This window comes from Paraburkholderia sp. D15, assembly GCF_029910215.1.
Lineage (GTDB): Bacteria > Pseudomonadota > Gammaproteobacteria > Burkholderiales > Burkholderiaceae > Paraburkholderia.
This window is the reverse complement of record NZ_CP110396.1, coordinates 1,072,107-1,086,073: the sequence shown is the minus strand read 5'-3', so window position 1 is coordinate 1,086,073 and position 13,967 is coordinate 1,072,107. Positions and strand designations below refer to the sequence as shown.

The window sequence follows — 13,967 nt, the reverse complement described above, 5'->3', positions numbered from 1 at the left end:
TGTGGTCGCGGCTGCGAACGTGGTGACTCCTGGCGTTTCCCGTCTGATGGCCCCTAGCGGCCTTTCTTCGGCGTGGCCGGCGCCGTTCGCGCGCGCCGGCGGCATCTGAGCAGATACGCTTCGATCATATCCACCAGTTCCTGTTTCAACGCGGGCGATCCTATCGTGCCGCGATGCGCTGCATCGTGAATCGCGCCGGAGACAGCCGCCGAGATGACCTGCGCCGCGGCATCGATCGATTCCTGCGTGCGCGTGTCGCCGGATTGCGCAATCAAGGCCGCATAGCAACCCAGGTATTCCGCGTCGAACTTTTCGTGTACGGACTTCGGCCCGCGTGCGCGTGGCGCCTCTTCGAGCAAGACCCGGTGCAACGCCGGATTGATGCTGTGCACGCCGATCATGCCGTCGATCAATTGCTCCACGCGCCGCGCAAGCGGCAGCGTGGCGTCGCCGATTGCCCGCAGCACGGCGAGGATCTGATCGAAGTGCCGCGCGGTGATCGCCTGGGACAGGATCAGCTTGTTCGGGAAGTACTGATACAGCGAGCCGATGCTGACTCCGGCAATTTCCGCGACTTCGTTCGTGGTGAAACGGGCCCAGCCGCGACGCCCGAGCACGAGACCGCCCGCGACGAGAATCGCCTCCACCGTGGCGCGCGATCGCGCCTGACGCGGTTCCTTGCGCATGGCTGAAACACGGGCCGATGCGCGCGACGAATTGGGCGAGGATGGGCGGGTGGTCAAGTTGGTGGCTCCCGGGGAATATGAGCCCAATGCTCACATTGTTAGGGACGTTTGGCAATGATTTGGCGTGGCGTGGCGAGACATGTCGGGCGTCGTGGCGCCAGACGCGGTGATCATGCTTCGATTCGCGTCGAAGCATCGGGAAGGGAGCGGCCTCTACACTGGCCTCACTCTCTTTCATCAGGACAGGTCATGCCTCTTCGCTTCCGCGTCGCCTTCAAAACCGCCGCTGCAGATTCGGGCGGCCGCTGATCATGGCCGATCTCGCGATACACCGCGGCGCCGCATCCCGTGTGCTGGCCGCCACCTGCATCAGCTACACGGTGGTGTTGCTGGATGCCTCCATCGTCAACGTCGCGCTGGCGGAAATCGGCCATACGTTGGGCAGCAGCGTGGCCGGACTGCAATGGATCGTCAACGCGTACACGCTCACCTTCGCGAGCCTGCTGATGACGGGCGGCACGCTCGGCGATCGCTTCGGCGCGCGCAACGTGTACCTCACTGGCCTGACGGTGTTCGTGCTGGGCTCGGTGCTATGCGGTTGCGCGCCGAACCTCGCGACACTGAGTCTGGCGCGCGCGTTGCAGGGCATCGGCAGCGCGCTGCTCGTGCCGTGCTCGCTCGCGCTGATCAACGACGCCTATCCGCACCCCACGCGCCGCGCGGCGGCCGTGAGCCTGTGGATGGGTTGTGGCGGCGTGGCGATGGCATCGGGGCCGCTGATTGGCGGACTGCTGATTCATTCGTTCGGCTGGCGCAGCATCTTCTTCGTCAACGTGCCGATCGGACTGGCCGGTGTCTGGCTCGCGCAGGCGGTCGAACGGACTCCGGTCGAGCGGACGGCGTCGTCGCGCACACGGCATGTCGATCTACCGGGGCAACTCGCGGTGGCCGTTGCGCTCGCCAGCCTGATCGGGGTGCTGATCGAAGGGCACCGGCTGGGCTGGCAATCGGCGCCGATCGTGGCGGGTATGACGATCAGCGTCGCCGCGTGGACGACGTTCTTCGTCGTCGAGTTTCGTACCCGGCATCCGATGTTGCCGATGCAGTTCTTTCGCAATGCGCTGTTCTCGGCATCGACGCTCGTATCGATGATATCGGCCTTCGTGTTCTACGGGATGCTGTTCACGTTCAGCCTGTTCTACCAGCAGGCGCGCGATTACTCCGCACTCGACACCGGCCTCGCATTTCTGCCGATGACGGCGATGGTCGCGCTCGGCGGTCTGCTGTCGAGCCGGGTCGTGAAGCGGCTGGGCGTGCGGGAGTCGATGTGCGTCGCGTTCGCGCTCTATGCGCTTGGTGCGCTCGGCATGAGTTTCGCCACGGCGAATTCGCCATACTGGCTCGCGGTCGCGCCGATGCTCGCGATCGGCATGGCGTCCGGTTTCATTTCGCCGGCGGCGACCTCGCCCGCGCTCGGCACGGTCGACAGGCAGCGTGTGGGGATCGCCGCCGCCGTGTTGAATTCGGCGCGGCAGAGCGGTTCGGCGCTCGGCGTAGCGGTCTTCGGCACGTTCATTTCGACCGCCCACGTGTTTCAGGCCGCGATGAATCTGATTCTCGGCATCGTGGTGACGTTGTCGATGTTCGCGGCTGGCGTGTGGTGGATGGCGGCGCGCGCTCACGGCTCGCGTTGACGCGCGCGTGGCCACGCGTGGGATGGTCAGCTTGCGGTGGGCAACTTCGCCGCGCCGAGCGTGGATTGCAGATGTTCAAAACCCGCCGCGGCGGCGAATTCCGGTAGCCGCCAGATTGCGCCATTCGCGCCCCAACTGCCATCCGGCACGTCGCGCACGATCACCGACGTGCTCAGCTTGCGCCGTTCGGCGGCCGGCGCGGCGGTGCGCAGCGCATCGTGCACGAGACGCACGTAGCGGGCTCGCGCGGCCGCGTCGAGAACACCGGCCGGGACGTCGATACGGACCATGCACGGCAACACCTGCTCAGTCACGTCGATACCACCGCAGGTCCACAATCCCGGCGCAATTTCGTCGATGACGATCCAGCACAGAAAACGCTTTCTCGCGTCGTCGGGAATCTGTTCGGCTTGAGCAGCGGCCTCGTTGAGCAGGCGTACGAGCGTTTCGCGATGCTCATCCGGAAAGGCGTTTCTGGGAAATCTGGCGACGATGTTAGGCATGCAAGCTCCGTAATTAGATTCGAGAGCTTGAATTAGAGTGCAGGTTTGGACAGAATTACAGTGTCCAAATAGGCGCTTTTCATGCGTATCCAGCCAATGCACGATTTCACGATACTGGTACTCGAAGGCGCCTATCCGTCCAGTGTTGCACTCACCATCGACATGTTGTCGGCCGCCGCCGCGATGTCGGCGCGCGTCGGCGTGGCTGCGCCGCGCTGGCGCGTGCGGGGTGTTGCAAATGCGGTTGCAGGTCCGGCCGCGGTTGCGAAGGTGCCGCTCTCGCACGGCCTGTCGATCGACGCGACGCCCTTGCCGAAAACGTCGCGCGCTGACGGCTCGATCTGGATCGTGCCGGGACTTGGGCTGGATAGCCCGGCGGAGCTGTCGGCGCGCCTCGAACGCGATGACGCGCGCGTCGCGATCAAGGCGCTGCAGGCGCACGCGCGCCGCGGCGGCACGGTCGCTGCGTCCTGTTCGGCCGTGTTTCTGCTTCAGGCGGCGGGTTTGCTGACCGGCCGCCGGGCCACGACGTCATGGTGGCTCGCGCCGTTGCTGCAAGGTCTGGAACCGGCCTGCACGGTCGACGCGGATCGCATGGTGCTGGAGGACCGTGGCGTGGTGACTGGTGGGGCGGCGCTTGCGCAGGCAGATCTGATGCTGCATCTGGTGCGTGGGCGTTTCGGAGCGGCGCTGGCCGATGCCGTGTCCCGCGTGCTGCTGCTCGACGCGCGGCATGCGCAGGCGCCGTTCATCGTGCCGTCGTTGCTGGCGAGCGGCAGCGATCTGATCGCCAACATCGTGGCGCATGTGGAGTCGGCGTTGCCGGCCATGCCCGGTCTGTCCGAACTGGCGGCGCGCTTCGGAATGTCGGAGCGTACGCTCTCGCGTCATGTGAGAGCGGCGACCGGGAGAAGCACGCAGGATCTGTTGCAGAGCGTTCGGCTCGGCAGAGCGCGGACCTTGCTCGCGACGAGTCGCATGAGCGTCGAACAGATCGCGGAGCAGGTGGGGTACGGCGATGCCACGGCGCTTAGGCGGATGATGCGAAAACTTGTGGGTGCGACGCCGCGGCAATTCAGGGTGGGCGGGTGAGACACTCAGGTTTTCCGGTGGCGGTACAAGGCCAGATTGACAAGCCATACAGCGACGCCAACGATCAGCAGGCAGGCGAGAAGAATCACAACACCGGCGAGATCGAACATGTCGTCTGGATTGTCGTAGTCCCGGTTGCCAAGAAGATGTAATACGAACTGTATCGAGCCGGTGAGCCAAGGCCATTCGACAGGCAGATTCACGACATATCGGGCAAGCAATACGCCCAATAGCAGTGTCGCTGCAATGTTTGCAGTGTAGCGAGCGATGCGCATTACTTTACGTCCACGTAGCCATAGGCCTTGAGGGTGGTGCCTGGGACCGGTAGGGTAGCACCTTGTTTGTGCAGATAGTCCGCCAGTACTTTGAAGCGATCGGGATTGACTATCGTTATGCATCCCTTGGATAAACCACCTGGCCCCATGGGGTGCAAACGAAAGGCTCCGCGTTTGATGCCGTTGATGATGGTCGTATCTCCCGTTCCCTCGCGCCAGAGCATGAACCAGTGACGGCGATCCGCTCCATAAACTGCCGCAGCAATATCGCGTATCCATCCAGCGCGCCCGCCGCTCTGACGGTCGACGATGTAATACCGGCCCGGAGGCAGTGGCCCGAGGTTTTCCTGTGCGACGGCATTCGGATTGTCTCGTCCCGTGGATGTGCCGGAGAACGCCGTAAAAAATCCGGCGCCCGGACACAATAACGTGGAAGTTGTTTTGGAATTCAGGCTAAACGTGCACGCAACCGGCATAGGAAGATCTTCGTTCTGAACGTTGAAACATGCATGCTACAAAGCAGAAAATGGATCGACCCACGGACACAAGCCAAATCACGGGCGGATTTTTCTGGTTTTTAGATAGGTACAATCCCCCCAAACACCGTCTCGAAGTTGCATCGTTCATTCGCATGCGCGCGTCACGCGGCGAGCGCATAGTCGGCGAACATGACATCGCAGCTCTCTATTCGTCATTTCAAGGACACAATGAATCGTTTTTTCGCCGCGGCGGCGGCCGTCTGGGGGATCGGCGGATCGATCGCGCTGATCGGCGGCTTGCTGCTGCTCGGTAAATCCAATGCGCTTGGTGCGTCGCTGACGCCGTATATCGGCGGGGGATTGATGGCGATCGTCGGCGTGCTCGGCGTGATCGCCGGGCTGATCGCGGCCGTGTGGCCTTCGGGGAAGAACTCTGCGCGAAGCCAGCACAAGCCGTAATTGCGTGTAAAAGACCGCGCGAAAAGAAAGGCGGCGGCACTAAAGTTTGCAGCGTGAACAGCCGTTATTCATTGAGGGGCATTCCGTCCGGTCTGTCCAATCTCGACGAATCGCATTGTTCAAAGGAGGTGTGCCGATGCAGATCACCAGCGCCACCAGTCCCAGCGCCTGGCCGACCGGCAGCGGTTCGACCGGCACCACGAACCCGGCCGCGACGGCTGCCTCGACGTCCACTTCTTCCACGACGGATGCCGCTTCGGCGTCGTCCAGTTCCTCCAGCTCGTCGGGCTCGCAGTCCGGCACGAACGCTTCGACATCGTCGAGTTCATCCACCAGCGGTACTTCCGCCTCGCATGCCAAGGGCACAGGTAAGGGCGGCGGCGGTGGTGGTGGTGGTGGCGGTGCGGACAGCAGTAGCAGTTCGAGTTCGACCTTGTCCGCCATGCAGCAACTCGAGGATTTGATCAAACGGTTGCAGGCGCAACTGGCTCAGATCCAGTCGGAAATGGCGCAAGCGCAGAGCTCGCAGACGCGGGCTACGCACGCGGCGTCGCAAGGCGTTCAGTCGGTCGGCTCCATCCAGTCCAGTAGCGCCTCGCAAGCCGGCGGCTCCGCACAGACCGACGACGCTCAAAGCACGCAGGCCGCACGTGCGCGGCGCAGTCAACCGGCAGAATCGGCCCAGGCGGCCGCCGACTCGCCTCAGGTCAGCGTGCAGGCCACCGTGGTGAGCACCCTGCAAAGCGAGGTGTCGACGATCAATTCCGCGATCGAAATGGCCACCTCCGAACTGGCCCAACTGATGCTCGCGTCCGGCCAGACCACCGGCATGATCGACACCGAGGCCTGAAGCGCGGCATCTTGCCGGGCAGCGAGTCGCGGGAGCGCTCGGTACCGGCTGGCGTCGCGCGTGCCTGTGCAGCGCGGTTGCGGGCGCCGCCTCTCACAGCCCGACGATTTCCTGCCGGAACGTCGCGCACAGTGCTCGCACCGATTCAGGGCTATGCGGCACCGGCAGCGCCGCCATCGCGCGGAAGAACCTGTCATGGCGCGCCGGCGTCGATACCAGGAACATGCGGGCGTTCTGATCGAGCCGGTTGGTGAACCCGTGGACATCGCCGCGCGCCACCGTGACCCGGTCGCCGGGATTGAGCACGCGCGTCGTGTCGCATAGCGTGAATTCCAGTTGCCCTTCGACGAGGGTGAAAATCTTTTCCTCATCGAGCGATTTGTGTTTCGGCGCGCCGCAGTGCCGGGCGATGTTCATATCCATGACGCTGACGGGACTCGCGTCGCCGCCGCTGATCAATTGAACGGTCATTCCGGCGAATTGAACGACTTCCGCTGCCTCGCAAAACTCTGATTGCATGATCGATTGCACTCCTGGTTGATCTGACCCATGAGTCGGGCTCAGTGCGGACATTCTGTGCGCAACCGGTCTGCCGAAAAAGACCGTTAAAATTGGCGGCACCTGCCAATGGAATGGACAATGGATCTCAACGCCTGCCTGGCATTCGTCACGGTTCTCGAATGCGGTTCTTTTTCCGCGGCCGCGCGCCGCTTGCGCATTCCGCGCTCGACGGTCAGCGCACGCGTCGCCGCGCTGGAAAAGCGGCTCGGTACGCGGCTATTACGCCGCACCACGCGGCAAATCGCGCCCACCGACGATGGCAGCATCTATTTCGATCAGGTGGCACCCGCCATCAGAACATTGCGGGAGGCGGAGTTCACGGGCGCGAGTGGCGACAAGACGCTGCACGGTTCGATCCGCATCAGCGTGCCGCTCGATTTCCCAGTAGATGTGCTGAGTCAAGCGATTGCCTCATTCCGGGCCCTGCATGCGCGCGTGAGCTTCGACGTGATCGTCGACAATAGCGTCAGCGACTTCGTGTCCGACAACATCGACCTTGCGATTCGGGGTGGGAATCCCGGCAGCGACGATTTCGTCGCGAGACAAATCGCGAGTTTCCGCTTTGGTCTGTTCGTGAGCCCGGCTTATTTGCAGCAGCGGGAACGCAACGAGGAGAACCTTGCGCAATTGATGTTCGAGGATCCTTCGGGCAAAGCGCAGGCGTTGAATTCGGCAACGTCGCTGCAGTCGAAATCCCACCATGCCGTCACCGCCAACAGCTTCGCGCTGCTCAAGCAACTGGCGCTGGATGGCGGGGGCGCGGCCTTTCTTCCCGCTCATCTATGCGAAGATGAAGTGCGTGAAGAACGGCTGATTGAAATCGATCAAGGCCGATCCGCTACACCGGAAATTGGCCTGTTCATTGTTTATCCGTCGCGAAAGGACATCAGTTCGAGAGTGAGAAAGTTCTCCGAGCATTTCGTGGCGTTGCTGGAGGAGACGGCTTCGAATTGAATGCCGGCAATTGAAGAATAGATAGATAACTACGCCACCGTCATTTCTGGAGTACAGCAATGAGCAATCAGACCGCAAGCCCCGATGTCGTTTCCCTCAGGTCGTTCCTGCCGGCAAGAGACTTCGAAACGAGCCTGCGTTTCTATACGGATCTGGGTTTCGTCGCGTCGCGGATCAGCGGGCAGATCGCCTCGATGCAGCTCGGTCCGTTCGCGTTCCTGCTGCAGGAATTCGATTCGCAGGAGTTCGCCAACAACTACATGATGCATTTGATGGTCCGCGACCTCGACGCATGGTGGGCTCGCATCGATGCGCTCGATCTCGCCGGCCGCTACGGCGTGCAGGCGCCGAGAGCGCCGAAACTCGAGCCTTGGGGTTTGCGCGTCGCGTATGTGTTCGACCCGTCCGGCGTGCTCTGGCACATCGCGCAAGACAGCCACTGACCGGACCGGCGGGCAGGCGGGAAAGATCGAACGCGCAGCGTGCGCGTTCGATCCGCCACATCAGATATTGATCTGACCGCCCATTTCCACCACACGATTAGCGGGCAGGCTGTAGTACTCCGCCGCTTGCGCCGCGTTGCGGGCCAGAAAGGCAAACAGCTTTTCGCGCCACAGCGACATCGCCTTGCTTTCTCCGGTGGCGAGTACCGTATCGCGGGCGAGGAAGAACGAAGTATCGGACGCTTCGTAGTGCCATTCGGGAATCTGTTTCTGCACGAACTCCAGCACGCGAGGCACGTTTGGAATCTCGGTGAAGCCATGGCGCACCACGACCGAGTAGCATCCGTTGCCGAGATTTTCCACGATGGCTTTCTGTTCGTCCGGCACGTGCGGCACGTTGTCGGTCGTACCGGCCATGAAGATGTTGTACTGGTGCATGACGCCGTTGTGCTTCAGGTTGTGCAGGAACGCGCTCGGCGCCATGCCGGCGACGCCGCCCGGAAACACCGCCGTGCCGTTGGTGCGCGGCGGCGAATGCGAGCCGTCGCACAGCGAATGGATCAGCGGGGCGAGCGGCAGGTTGTCGCTGCGCATGCGCTCCATCAGGGTTTCGCGTCCCTTGTGCCAGGTGGTCATCACCGTGAATAAGGCGCCGCCCGCGAGCAGCGGGAACCAGCCGCCTTCCATCACCTTGCTGACGTTGCTCGAGACGAATACCGCGTCGACCAGCGCGAGCGGCCCGATCACCGCCGCCGTTTTCAGCGGACTCCATTTCCATAGATCGTGGGTGATGAAGTACATCAGCAAGGTCGTCAGCAACATGGTCGACGCCACCGCGATACCGTAGGCCGCCGCGAGATTATCGGAGGATTTGAAGAACACGACGAGGAACACCACCGCCGCGTACAGCGAGATGTTGATGAACGGCACGTACACCTGGCCGATTTCGTGCGACGACGTGTGCACCACCGGAATACGCGGCAGGAAGCCGAGTTGCACCGCCTGCTTGGTCATCGAGAACGCGCCGGAAATCACCGCCTGCGATGCGATGATGGTGGCCGCCGTTGCCAGCAGCACCAGCGGAACCAGCGCCCAGCCAGGCGCGGAATTGAAGAAGGGCTGCGCGATCGTCGACGGCTTTTCGAGCACCAGCGCGGCTTGCCCGAAGTAATTCAGAACCAGGCTGGGCAGCACGAGAAAGAGCCATGCGAGATTGATCGGCTTCTTGCCGAAGTGACCCATGTCGGCATAGAGCGCTTCGCCGCCGGTCAACGCGAGAAACACCGAGCCCAGCACGATGAACGCAGTGGTCGGTGCGTGCGCAACGAACGCGACGGCGTAAAGCGGCGACACGGCACGCAGAATGTCCACATGCGTGACGATGTGCGACAGACCCAGCGCGGCCAGCGTCACGAACCAGACGATCATGATCGGGCCAAACACCTTGCCCACCGCGCCGGTGCCGCGTTTCTGAATCTTGAAGAGGCCCGTGAGAATCACGAGCGAGATCGGCACGATCCATTCGGTGAGGTGCGGATCGACGAGCGTCACCCCTTCCACCGCGGAGATCACCGAGATGGCCGGCGTGATCATCGAGTCGCCATAGAACATCGCCGCGCCGAAGACGCCGAGCGTCAACAGCACGCGACGTAGCCGTGGCGGCGCAACGCGCGACGCGAGTGCGGTGAGCGCGAGAATGCCGCCTTCGCCGTCGTTGTCGGCGCGCATCACGAAAGTGACATATTTAAGCGTGACGACCACGATGATCGCCCACAGAATCAGCGAGACGATACCGAAGACGTTGGTTTGCGTGATGCCGCCGGCAGCCTTCAGGCATTCGCGCAACGTGTAGAGCGGACTCGTGCCGATGTCGCCGAACACGACGCCGATCGCACCGAGCACCAGGCTCGGCGCCGCGGCTTTGGCGGCAGTGTGGGAGGAGGAAGTCGCGGAGGAGGACATGGCCTGATGTAAGCGAAGTGAATGCTGCGAAGATGGCGGCGAACAGGACGCTCGCCTGCGCGAATCCTACCTTGCCTTCCTTTCAGAAAACATCGCGATGTCCGCTCATCGCGCAATGCTTTCTTCGTACCGATGTGCTGGCAATCGTCCTGGCAATCGGCCGGCGCGCTTTCGCTTGAAACGCGCCGGCCGTTCTACTGCTGGTTGCGTGTGCAACTGTGTGGGGTTCGGCGTGACGGCTAACGCACCCGCGCTTTATCCGCCTCGCGCTTCACGCCGCGAAAATCGTTGGCCGCCGCCATCATCCGGCGCTTCAGCAACGGCACGTTGTTCACCACGCGCAGACCGGTGCGCATCGCACCGAGCGCCACGCGGCCTACCACGGGCCGATGCAGCGGATCGCGTGCATCGAACTGTTTGCGCGATTCCGCCACCGCATGAAAACCGTACTCGCGCATCTGGGCTTCGTAACCGGCCACCGCGTCGCGACCCGAAAGCGCACCGCGTTGCGCGTCGCCCAGCCGTTCGGCGAGCAGCGCGGCATCGCGCAACGCCGTGTTGGCGCCGACGCCGCGGCCCGGCGTCATCAGATGCACGGCGTCGCCGAGCACGGTCACGTTGGTGGTGGGCCAGGCATCGACGGGTAGCGAGGTGCGCACTTCGATGCTGAATGCCGTGGCCGGATCCGACGCGCGAATCAACGCACGCAGATTGGGGTGCCAGCCGTCGGTGATCTCCGTCGCGAGCGCGAGCAGCGCGGGCTGTGCGAGCGAGGCGGGATCGGCCGGCAGGTTGTGCCGCGCGCCCCACACGCCCCACATCAGATAGTCGCGCGTGTTGTCGAACAGCAGACCCGGCCAGCGTTCCAGCAAGCCGGCCTCGTTCCCGCCGATGCCTTGTTTCGGCCCGCTGTCGCCCCACGGAAACTCCATCACATGCACGATCCCGCCGAAGCCCTTCGGCGCATTGATCAGCGTGATGCCGTCGAGCACCTTGGGCGGCAGCAGCGCGCGCGATGCCGCGGTCATCGGCACCTTGGCGGCAATGCTGACGATCCCCGTGCTTTCTATCCGCGCGTGCGGCAACAACTGTTTGCGGACTGTCGAGCGCGCGCCGACCGCGCCGATCAGCAGGTCGCCGCTCGCATGCGTGCCGTCGGCGAAATGCGCGGTCACGCTGCCGTCCGCGTGCTGTTCGTAGCGCGTGAAGACTTTGTCGAAATGCACCTGTTCTTCAAGGCCCGTGAGCAACACCTGCCGCAAGGTCATGCGGCTGACCGATTTGCCGCCGCTCAGGTTTTCGTCGTCGAGCGGCACGCGCAGCAACTCCGTCATGTGTTCGGTGAGGATGTTGAAGTGCCCCGGCGTGCGTGCGCAGGTTGCGAGAAACGTCGCGAACAGTTCGGGCGACAGGCATGCCTGCAGCGATGCGACGCCGTGCGCGTTGATCCCGACGCGATAACCCTGCAACCCGTCTGTACGCGTGCGATCCCGTTCGTAGACGGCGACCTCGATACCGTGCCGTTTGAGTCCGTGTGCGAGACACAGTCCGCCGGTGCCGGCACCGATGATGATCACTTTCATGGGTTCACGGCTCATGGCTTTTTCTCCGGGGACGAGGTGGCTGCGGGGGATGGGCTTCGCTTGTACGAAGTAGCGTCGGCGGCGAGCGTGAAGCGCTGGGCGATGTCCGCCAGCCACGCCTCGCTCCAGGTGAGCGTGCCCGCCTTCAGATCGTCGATCACGCCGCGCACCCAGTCGCATTGCGCGACGAGTTGCGCGCGGACCAGTTCGCCTTCGAGCAGAAACAGTCGCGGCACCTGCATGGTTTGCGCTTGCGCGGCGACGGCGTCCTGCCGCGTCAGTTCGCGTTCGAGTGCGGCGGCGCGCGTCTCGAGCTGACGGCGGACGTCGTCGGGCGTCAGCAATGGCAGGAACGACAATGCCGCCGGAAACGCGGGGAATTCGCGCGCAGGTTGCGCTAGTTGCTCGCGCAACCAGAGGCGCGCGGTGTCGCGGCCGGCCTCGGTGATCTCGTAGATGGTGCGTTCGGGGAAAGCGCCGTCACGCTCGGTTTCGCGCACCGCGATCAGGTCGCCGCGCAGGAGGCGATCGATTGTCTGATACAGGCTGTTGCGCTGGCTGACGTTGATGACCTCGTCCTTGCCGCGCGCCTTGATGAGCTGCTGCATCCGGTACGGATGCATCGGCGCTTCGGTGAGCATGGCGAGGACAGCGAGCGCGAGCGGGGAGTGGCGAACCATGGGCGTGACTAGTCGTTGTGAGTCTAGTCATAATATAACTAGTCACGCCGGTGGTGCAAGTGGGCGGCGACGCATGGGTTTTCCACCTGCGCAGCGGTTCCGCTATGCGGGCGATCCGCCGCTCAATCGATCTGCTGCTCGGTCGTCGCAGCAGCAACTCCTCCCGCGGACTCCCTACGCCGTCAGCGCCATGTGAATGAGTGGAAACGGCCGGCCGGCGGAATCGGTCGGCGAGCGGCCGACGTCGCTAAAGCCGTAATGCAGATAGAACGCGTGAGCGCTGGGGTTCTGTTCGTTGACGTCGACGGTCAATTCGGCGTGTTGCGCGCGCACGTGATCGAGCAGTTGCGTGCCGATGCGCTGGCCGAAATGCGCGGGGTCGACGAACAGCATTTCAACCTGCGCGTCGCTGGTGCCGATGAAACCGGCCAGGTTACCTTCGGCGGTTTCGTAGACCCATACCGAGACGGCGGGTAAATAGATATCCCGGACTTGCGGATAAAGATCCTGAATATCCTGTTCGCTGAGAAACGTATGCGTGGCACGCACCGAGCGGTGCCAGATTTCCGCGAGCGTTGCGTTATCCGATGGAATGCGGTTTCGAATGGTCATGAATTGTCGAATCGTTTCTATTTGAGTGTGATCGGTTCGTTGCGAGTTCAACGAGTCGCGCGACTATGCACGCTTACGCGAGACTTTACCGGTTGATCTGCAATTCAGAGAAAAGAACACGATTCGCTTGACGTTCGTCTTCGCACTTAATACTATCGAGTCAATTTCCAACGCCCTCCCGGTCCGCCGGGAGGGCGTTTCTTTTTGGTGGTTTTTGGCGATTTTCAGTCTCCCCACTCCATAAAGGAACCCGTTGGAATGAACATATCTACTTCCGCAATAGAACATGCCGGTGAGAACTTCACCGCCAATCTCGGCTACGTGCAGCACGGGACCGGACCCGAAAATGTACTGGTCATGCATGACTGGCTAGGCGATCACACGAACTACGAGGCGATGCGCCCTTATCTCGATGGCACCGCTTTCACCTACGTGTTCGTCGACCTACGTGGCTACGGAAAATCGTTCCACCTGCGCGGCACCTACACGATCGAGGAAATCTCGCGCGACTGCCTCGCGCTGGCCGACACACTCGGATGGCATCGCTTTCATCTGATCGGCCATTCGATGACCGGCATGGCGACGCAACGGATCGCCGCCGATGCTTGCGCGCGCATCAAAAGCGCCGTCGCGATCTGTCCGGTGTCGGCCGCCGGCAATCGTCTCGATGAAGCGTCGCTCGCGTTCTTCGCGAGCGTCGCGGAGAACGACGATGCATTCCGCCGTCTGCTCAAGTTCGTGACGGGCGGTCTGTCGGATCGATGGGCGGAGGTCAAGCTGCGCCAGCACCGCGCCAACGTCAGCGCCGAATGTCGCTCCGGCTATCTGACGATGCTGACCACCACCAACTTCGTCGACGAGGTGCGCGGGTTGCAAACGCCGTATCTGGTCGTTGTCGGCGACAAGGACCCGGGTCTCGACGAAGCAGCGATGCAGCAGACCTTCATGGCATGGCATCCGCGTGCCGAACTGCTGAAGATTCCGAACTGCGGCCACTATCCGATGCAGGAGTGTCCGCCTTATCTGGCCACGGTCATCGAAAACTTCTTACGCCGGCACGCCAGTTAAAAGCGGCTAAAAACAGCTAAAAAAAACCAGCGATGCGTTCCTGAAGCAGCAATCGACGAACGCATC

General features: G+C 62.7%; 17 protein-coding genes. 7 read left to right on the top strand and 10 right to left on the bottom strand.

From position 1 onward, the window contains the following. Nucleotides 1-53: 53 nt before the first annotated feature. Nucleotides 54-686, bottom strand: coding sequence for a TetR/AcrR family transcriptional regulator (locus LFL96_RS24670; protein WP_281003318.1), 633 nt, complete (start codon nt 684-686; stop codon nt 54-56). Between the two features lie 311 nt (nt 687-997). On the opposite strand from LFL96_RS24670, the gene LFL96_RS24665 reads away from it, so the two are divergent. Further along, nucleotides 998-2,380 carry an MFS transporter gene (locus LFL96_RS24665; RefSeq protein ID WP_281003317.1) on the top strand — a complete coding sequence of 461 codons (1,383 nt, stop codon included), beginning with the start codon at nt 998-1,000 and terminating at the stop codon, nt 2,378-2,380. A gap of 26 nt (nt 2,381-2,406) precedes the next feature. Here LFL96_RS24665 and LFL96_RS24660 read toward each other — a convergent pair whose 3' ends face one another. Further along, a complete protein-coding gene (locus LFL96_RS24660) occupies nt 2,407-2,883 on the bottom strand; it encodes a tautomerase (protein ID WP_281003316.1) in 477 nt (158 codons plus the stop codon). Between the two features lie 81 nt (nt 2,884-2,964). On the opposite strand from LFL96_RS24660, the gene LFL96_RS24655 reads away from it, so the two are divergent. Next, nucleotides 2,965-3,975 (top strand): helix-turn-helix domain-containing protein, encoded by a 1,011-nt coding sequence (locus tag LFL96_RS24655; protein WP_348638443.1) that lies wholly within the window; start codon nt 2,965-2,967, stop codon nt 3,973-3,975. Between the two features lie 5 nt (nt 3,976-3,980). Here the strand turns inward: LFL96_RS24655 and LFL96_RS24650 are convergent, their stop codons facing one another. Both LFL96_RS24650 and LFL96_RS24645 read right to left on the bottom strand, forming a co-directional pair. Continuing rightward, on the bottom strand, nt 3,981-4,250 hold the full coding sequence (locus LFL96_RS24650) for a hypothetical protein (protein WP_281003315.1): 270 nt from the start codon (nt 4,248-4,250) through the stop codon (nt 3,981-3,983). Beyond that, complete coding sequence (locus LFL96_RS24645) at nt 4,250-4,726, bottom strand: DUF2778 domain-containing protein (protein ID WP_281003314.1); 477 nt, start codon at nt 4,724-4,726, stop codon at nt 4,250-4,252. Before LFL96_RS24645 ends, LFL96_RS24650 begins: the two co-directional genes overlap by 1 nt. 231 nt (nt 4,727-4,957) lie before the next feature. Here LFL96_RS24645 and LFL96_RS24640 point away from each other — a divergent pair, with 231 nt between their 5' ends. Beyond that, the gene (locus LFL96_RS24640) at nt 4,958-5,188 is read left to right on the top strand and encodes a hypothetical protein (RefSeq protein ID WP_281003313.1); all 231 of its coding nucleotides are present in this window, start codon (nt 4,958-4,960) and stop codon (nt 5,186-5,188) included. 39 nt (nt 5,189-5,227) lie between these two features. On the opposite strand, the gene LFL96_RS24635 is transcribed toward LFL96_RS24640, so the two are convergent. Then, nucleotides 5,228-5,632, bottom strand: coding sequence for a hypothetical protein (locus tag LFL96_RS24635; protein ID WP_281003312.1), 405 nt, complete (start codon nt 5,630-5,632; stop codon nt 5,228-5,230). Between LFL96_RS24635 and LFL96_RS24630 the strand changes: the two genes are divergently transcribed. After that, nucleotides 5,622-6,038 carry a hypothetical protein gene (locus LFL96_RS24630; RefSeq protein ID WP_281003311.1) on the top strand — a complete coding sequence of 139 codons (417 nt, stop codon included), beginning with the start codon at nt 5,622-5,624 and terminating at the stop codon, nt 6,036-6,038. The genes LFL96_RS24635 and LFL96_RS24630 overlap by 11 nt on opposite strands. A 93-nt stretch (nt 6,039-6,131) precedes the next feature. Here the strand turns inward: LFL96_RS24630 and LFL96_RS24625 are convergent, their stop codons facing one another. Next, nucleotides 6,132-6,611: a cupin domain-containing protein gene (locus LFL96_RS24625; protein ID WP_281003310.1), complete on the bottom strand. Its 480-nt coding sequence runs from the start codon at nt 6,609-6,611 to the stop codon at nt 6,132-6,134. A gap of 66 nt (nt 6,612-6,677) precedes the next feature. Here LFL96_RS24625 and LFL96_RS24620 point away from each other — a divergent pair, with 66 nt between their 5' ends. Both LFL96_RS24620 and LFL96_RS24615 read left to right on the top strand, forming a co-directional pair. After that, a complete protein-coding gene (locus tag LFL96_RS24620) occupies nt 6,678-7,553 on the top strand; it encodes a LysR family transcriptional regulator (protein ID WP_281003309.1) in 876 nt (291 codons plus the stop codon). A gap of 59 nt (nt 7,554-7,612) precedes the next feature. Beyond that, nucleotides 7,613-7,996, top strand: coding sequence for a VOC family protein (locus LFL96_RS24615; protein ID WP_281003308.1), 384 nt, complete (start codon nt 7,613-7,615; stop codon nt 7,994-7,996). 60 nt (nt 7,997-8,056) lie between these two features. On the opposite strand, the gene LFL96_RS24610 is transcribed toward LFL96_RS24615, so the two are convergent. The 4 genes from LFL96_RS24610 to LFL96_RS24595 form a co-directional block, all read right to left on the bottom strand. Beyond that, complete coding sequence (locus LFL96_RS24610; RefSeq protein ID WP_281003307.1) at nt 8,057-9,958, bottom strand: potassium transporter Kup; 1,902 nt, start codon at nt 9,956-9,958, stop codon at nt 8,057-8,059. 239 nt (nt 9,959-10,197) lie between these two features. Next, entirely contained in the window at nt 10,198-11,556 is a 1,359-nt protein-coding gene (locus LFL96_RS24605; protein WP_281003306.1) for an NAD(P)/FAD-dependent oxidoreductase, read from the bottom strand. Continuing rightward, the gene (locus LFL96_RS24600; protein WP_281003305.1) at nt 11,553-12,221 is read right to left on the bottom strand and encodes a PadR family transcriptional regulator; all 669 of its coding nucleotides are present in this window, start codon (nt 12,219-12,221) and stop codon (nt 11,553-11,555) included. The genes LFL96_RS24605 and LFL96_RS24600 overlap by 4 nt, the downstream gene beginning before the upstream one ends. A gap of 174 nt (nt 12,222-12,395) precedes the next feature. Then, complete coding sequence (locus LFL96_RS24595) at nt 12,396-12,833, bottom strand: GNAT family N-acetyltransferase (RefSeq protein ID WP_281003304.1); 438 nt, start codon at nt 12,831-12,833, stop codon at nt 12,396-12,398. A 258-nt stretch (nt 12,834-13,091) separates the two neighbouring features. Here LFL96_RS24595 and LFL96_RS24590 point away from each other — a divergent pair, with 258 nt between their 5' ends. After that, nucleotides 13,092-13,901 carry an alpha/beta hydrolase gene (locus LFL96_RS24590; protein ID WP_281003303.1) on the top strand — a complete coding sequence of 270 codons (810 nt, stop codon included), beginning with the start codon at nt 13,092-13,094 and terminating at the stop codon, nt 13,899-13,901. The last annotated feature ends 66 nt before the right edge of the window (nt 13,902-13,967 follow it).

What these genes read in the sequence shown, in the direction of transcription:
- LFL96_RS24670 (WP_281003318.1), bottom strand. Translation starts at nt 686, where the DNA reads ATGCGCAAGGAACCGCGTCAGGCGCGATCGCGCGCCACGGTGGAGGCG.
- LFL96_RS24665 (WP_281003317.1), top strand. Translation starts at nt 998, where the DNA reads ATGGCCGATCTCGCGATACACCGCGGCGCCGCATCCCGTGTGCTGGCC.
- LFL96_RS24660 (WP_281003316.1), bottom strand. Translation starts at nt 2,883, where the DNA reads ATGCCTAACATCGTCGCCAGATTTCCCAGAAACGCCTTTCCGGATGAG.
- LFL96_RS24655 (WP_348638443.1), top strand. Translation starts at nt 2,965, where the DNA reads ATGCGTATCCAGCCAATGCACGATTTCACGATACTGGTACTCGAAGGC.
- LFL96_RS24650 (WP_281003315.1), bottom strand. Translation starts at nt 4,250, where the DNA reads ATGCGCATCGCTCGCTACACTGCAAACATTGCAGCGACACTGCTATTG.
- LFL96_RS24645 (WP_281003314.1), bottom strand. Translation starts at nt 4,726, where the DNA reads ATGCCGGTTGCGTGCACGTTTAGCCTGAATTCCAAAACAACTTCCACG.
- LFL96_RS24640 (WP_281003313.1), top strand. Translation starts at nt 4,958, where the DNA reads ATGAATCGTTTTTTCGCCGCGGCGGCGGCCGTCTGGGGGATCGGCGGA.
- LFL96_RS24635 (WP_281003312.1), bottom strand. Translation starts at nt 5,632, where the DNA reads ATGGCGGACAAGGTCGAACTCGAACTGCTACTGCTGTCCGCACCGCCA.
- LFL96_RS24625 (WP_281003310.1), bottom strand. Translation starts at nt 6,611, where the DNA reads ATGTCCGCACTGAGCCCGACTCATGGGTCAGATCAACCAGGAGTGCAA.
- LFL96_RS24620 (WP_281003309.1), top strand. Translation starts at nt 6,678, where the DNA reads ATGGATCTCAACGCCTGCCTGGCATTCGTCACGGTTCTCGAATGCGGT.
- LFL96_RS24615 (WP_281003308.1), top strand. Translation starts at nt 7,613, where the DNA reads ATGAGCAATCAGACCGCAAGCCCCGATGTCGTTTCCCTCAGGTCGTTC.
- LFL96_RS24610 (WP_281003307.1), bottom strand. Translation starts at nt 9,958, where the DNA reads ATGTCCTCCTCCGCGACTTCCTCCTCCCACACTGCCGCCAAAGCCGCG.
- LFL96_RS24605 (WP_281003306.1), bottom strand. Translation starts at nt 11,556, where the DNA reads ATGAGCCGTGAACCCATGAAAGTGATCATCATCGGTGCCGGCACCGGC.
- LFL96_RS24600 (WP_281003305.1), bottom strand. Translation starts at nt 12,221, where the DNA reads ATGGTTCGCCACTCCCCGCTCGCGCTCGCTGTCCTCGCCATGCTCACC.
- LFL96_RS24595 (WP_281003304.1), bottom strand. Translation starts at nt 12,833, where the DNA reads ATGACCATTCGAAACCGCATTCCATCGGATAACGCAACGCTCGCGGAA.
- LFL96_RS24590 (WP_281003303.1), top strand. Translation starts at nt 13,092, where the DNA reads ATGAACATATCTACTTCCGCAATAGAACATGCCGGTGAGAACTTCACC.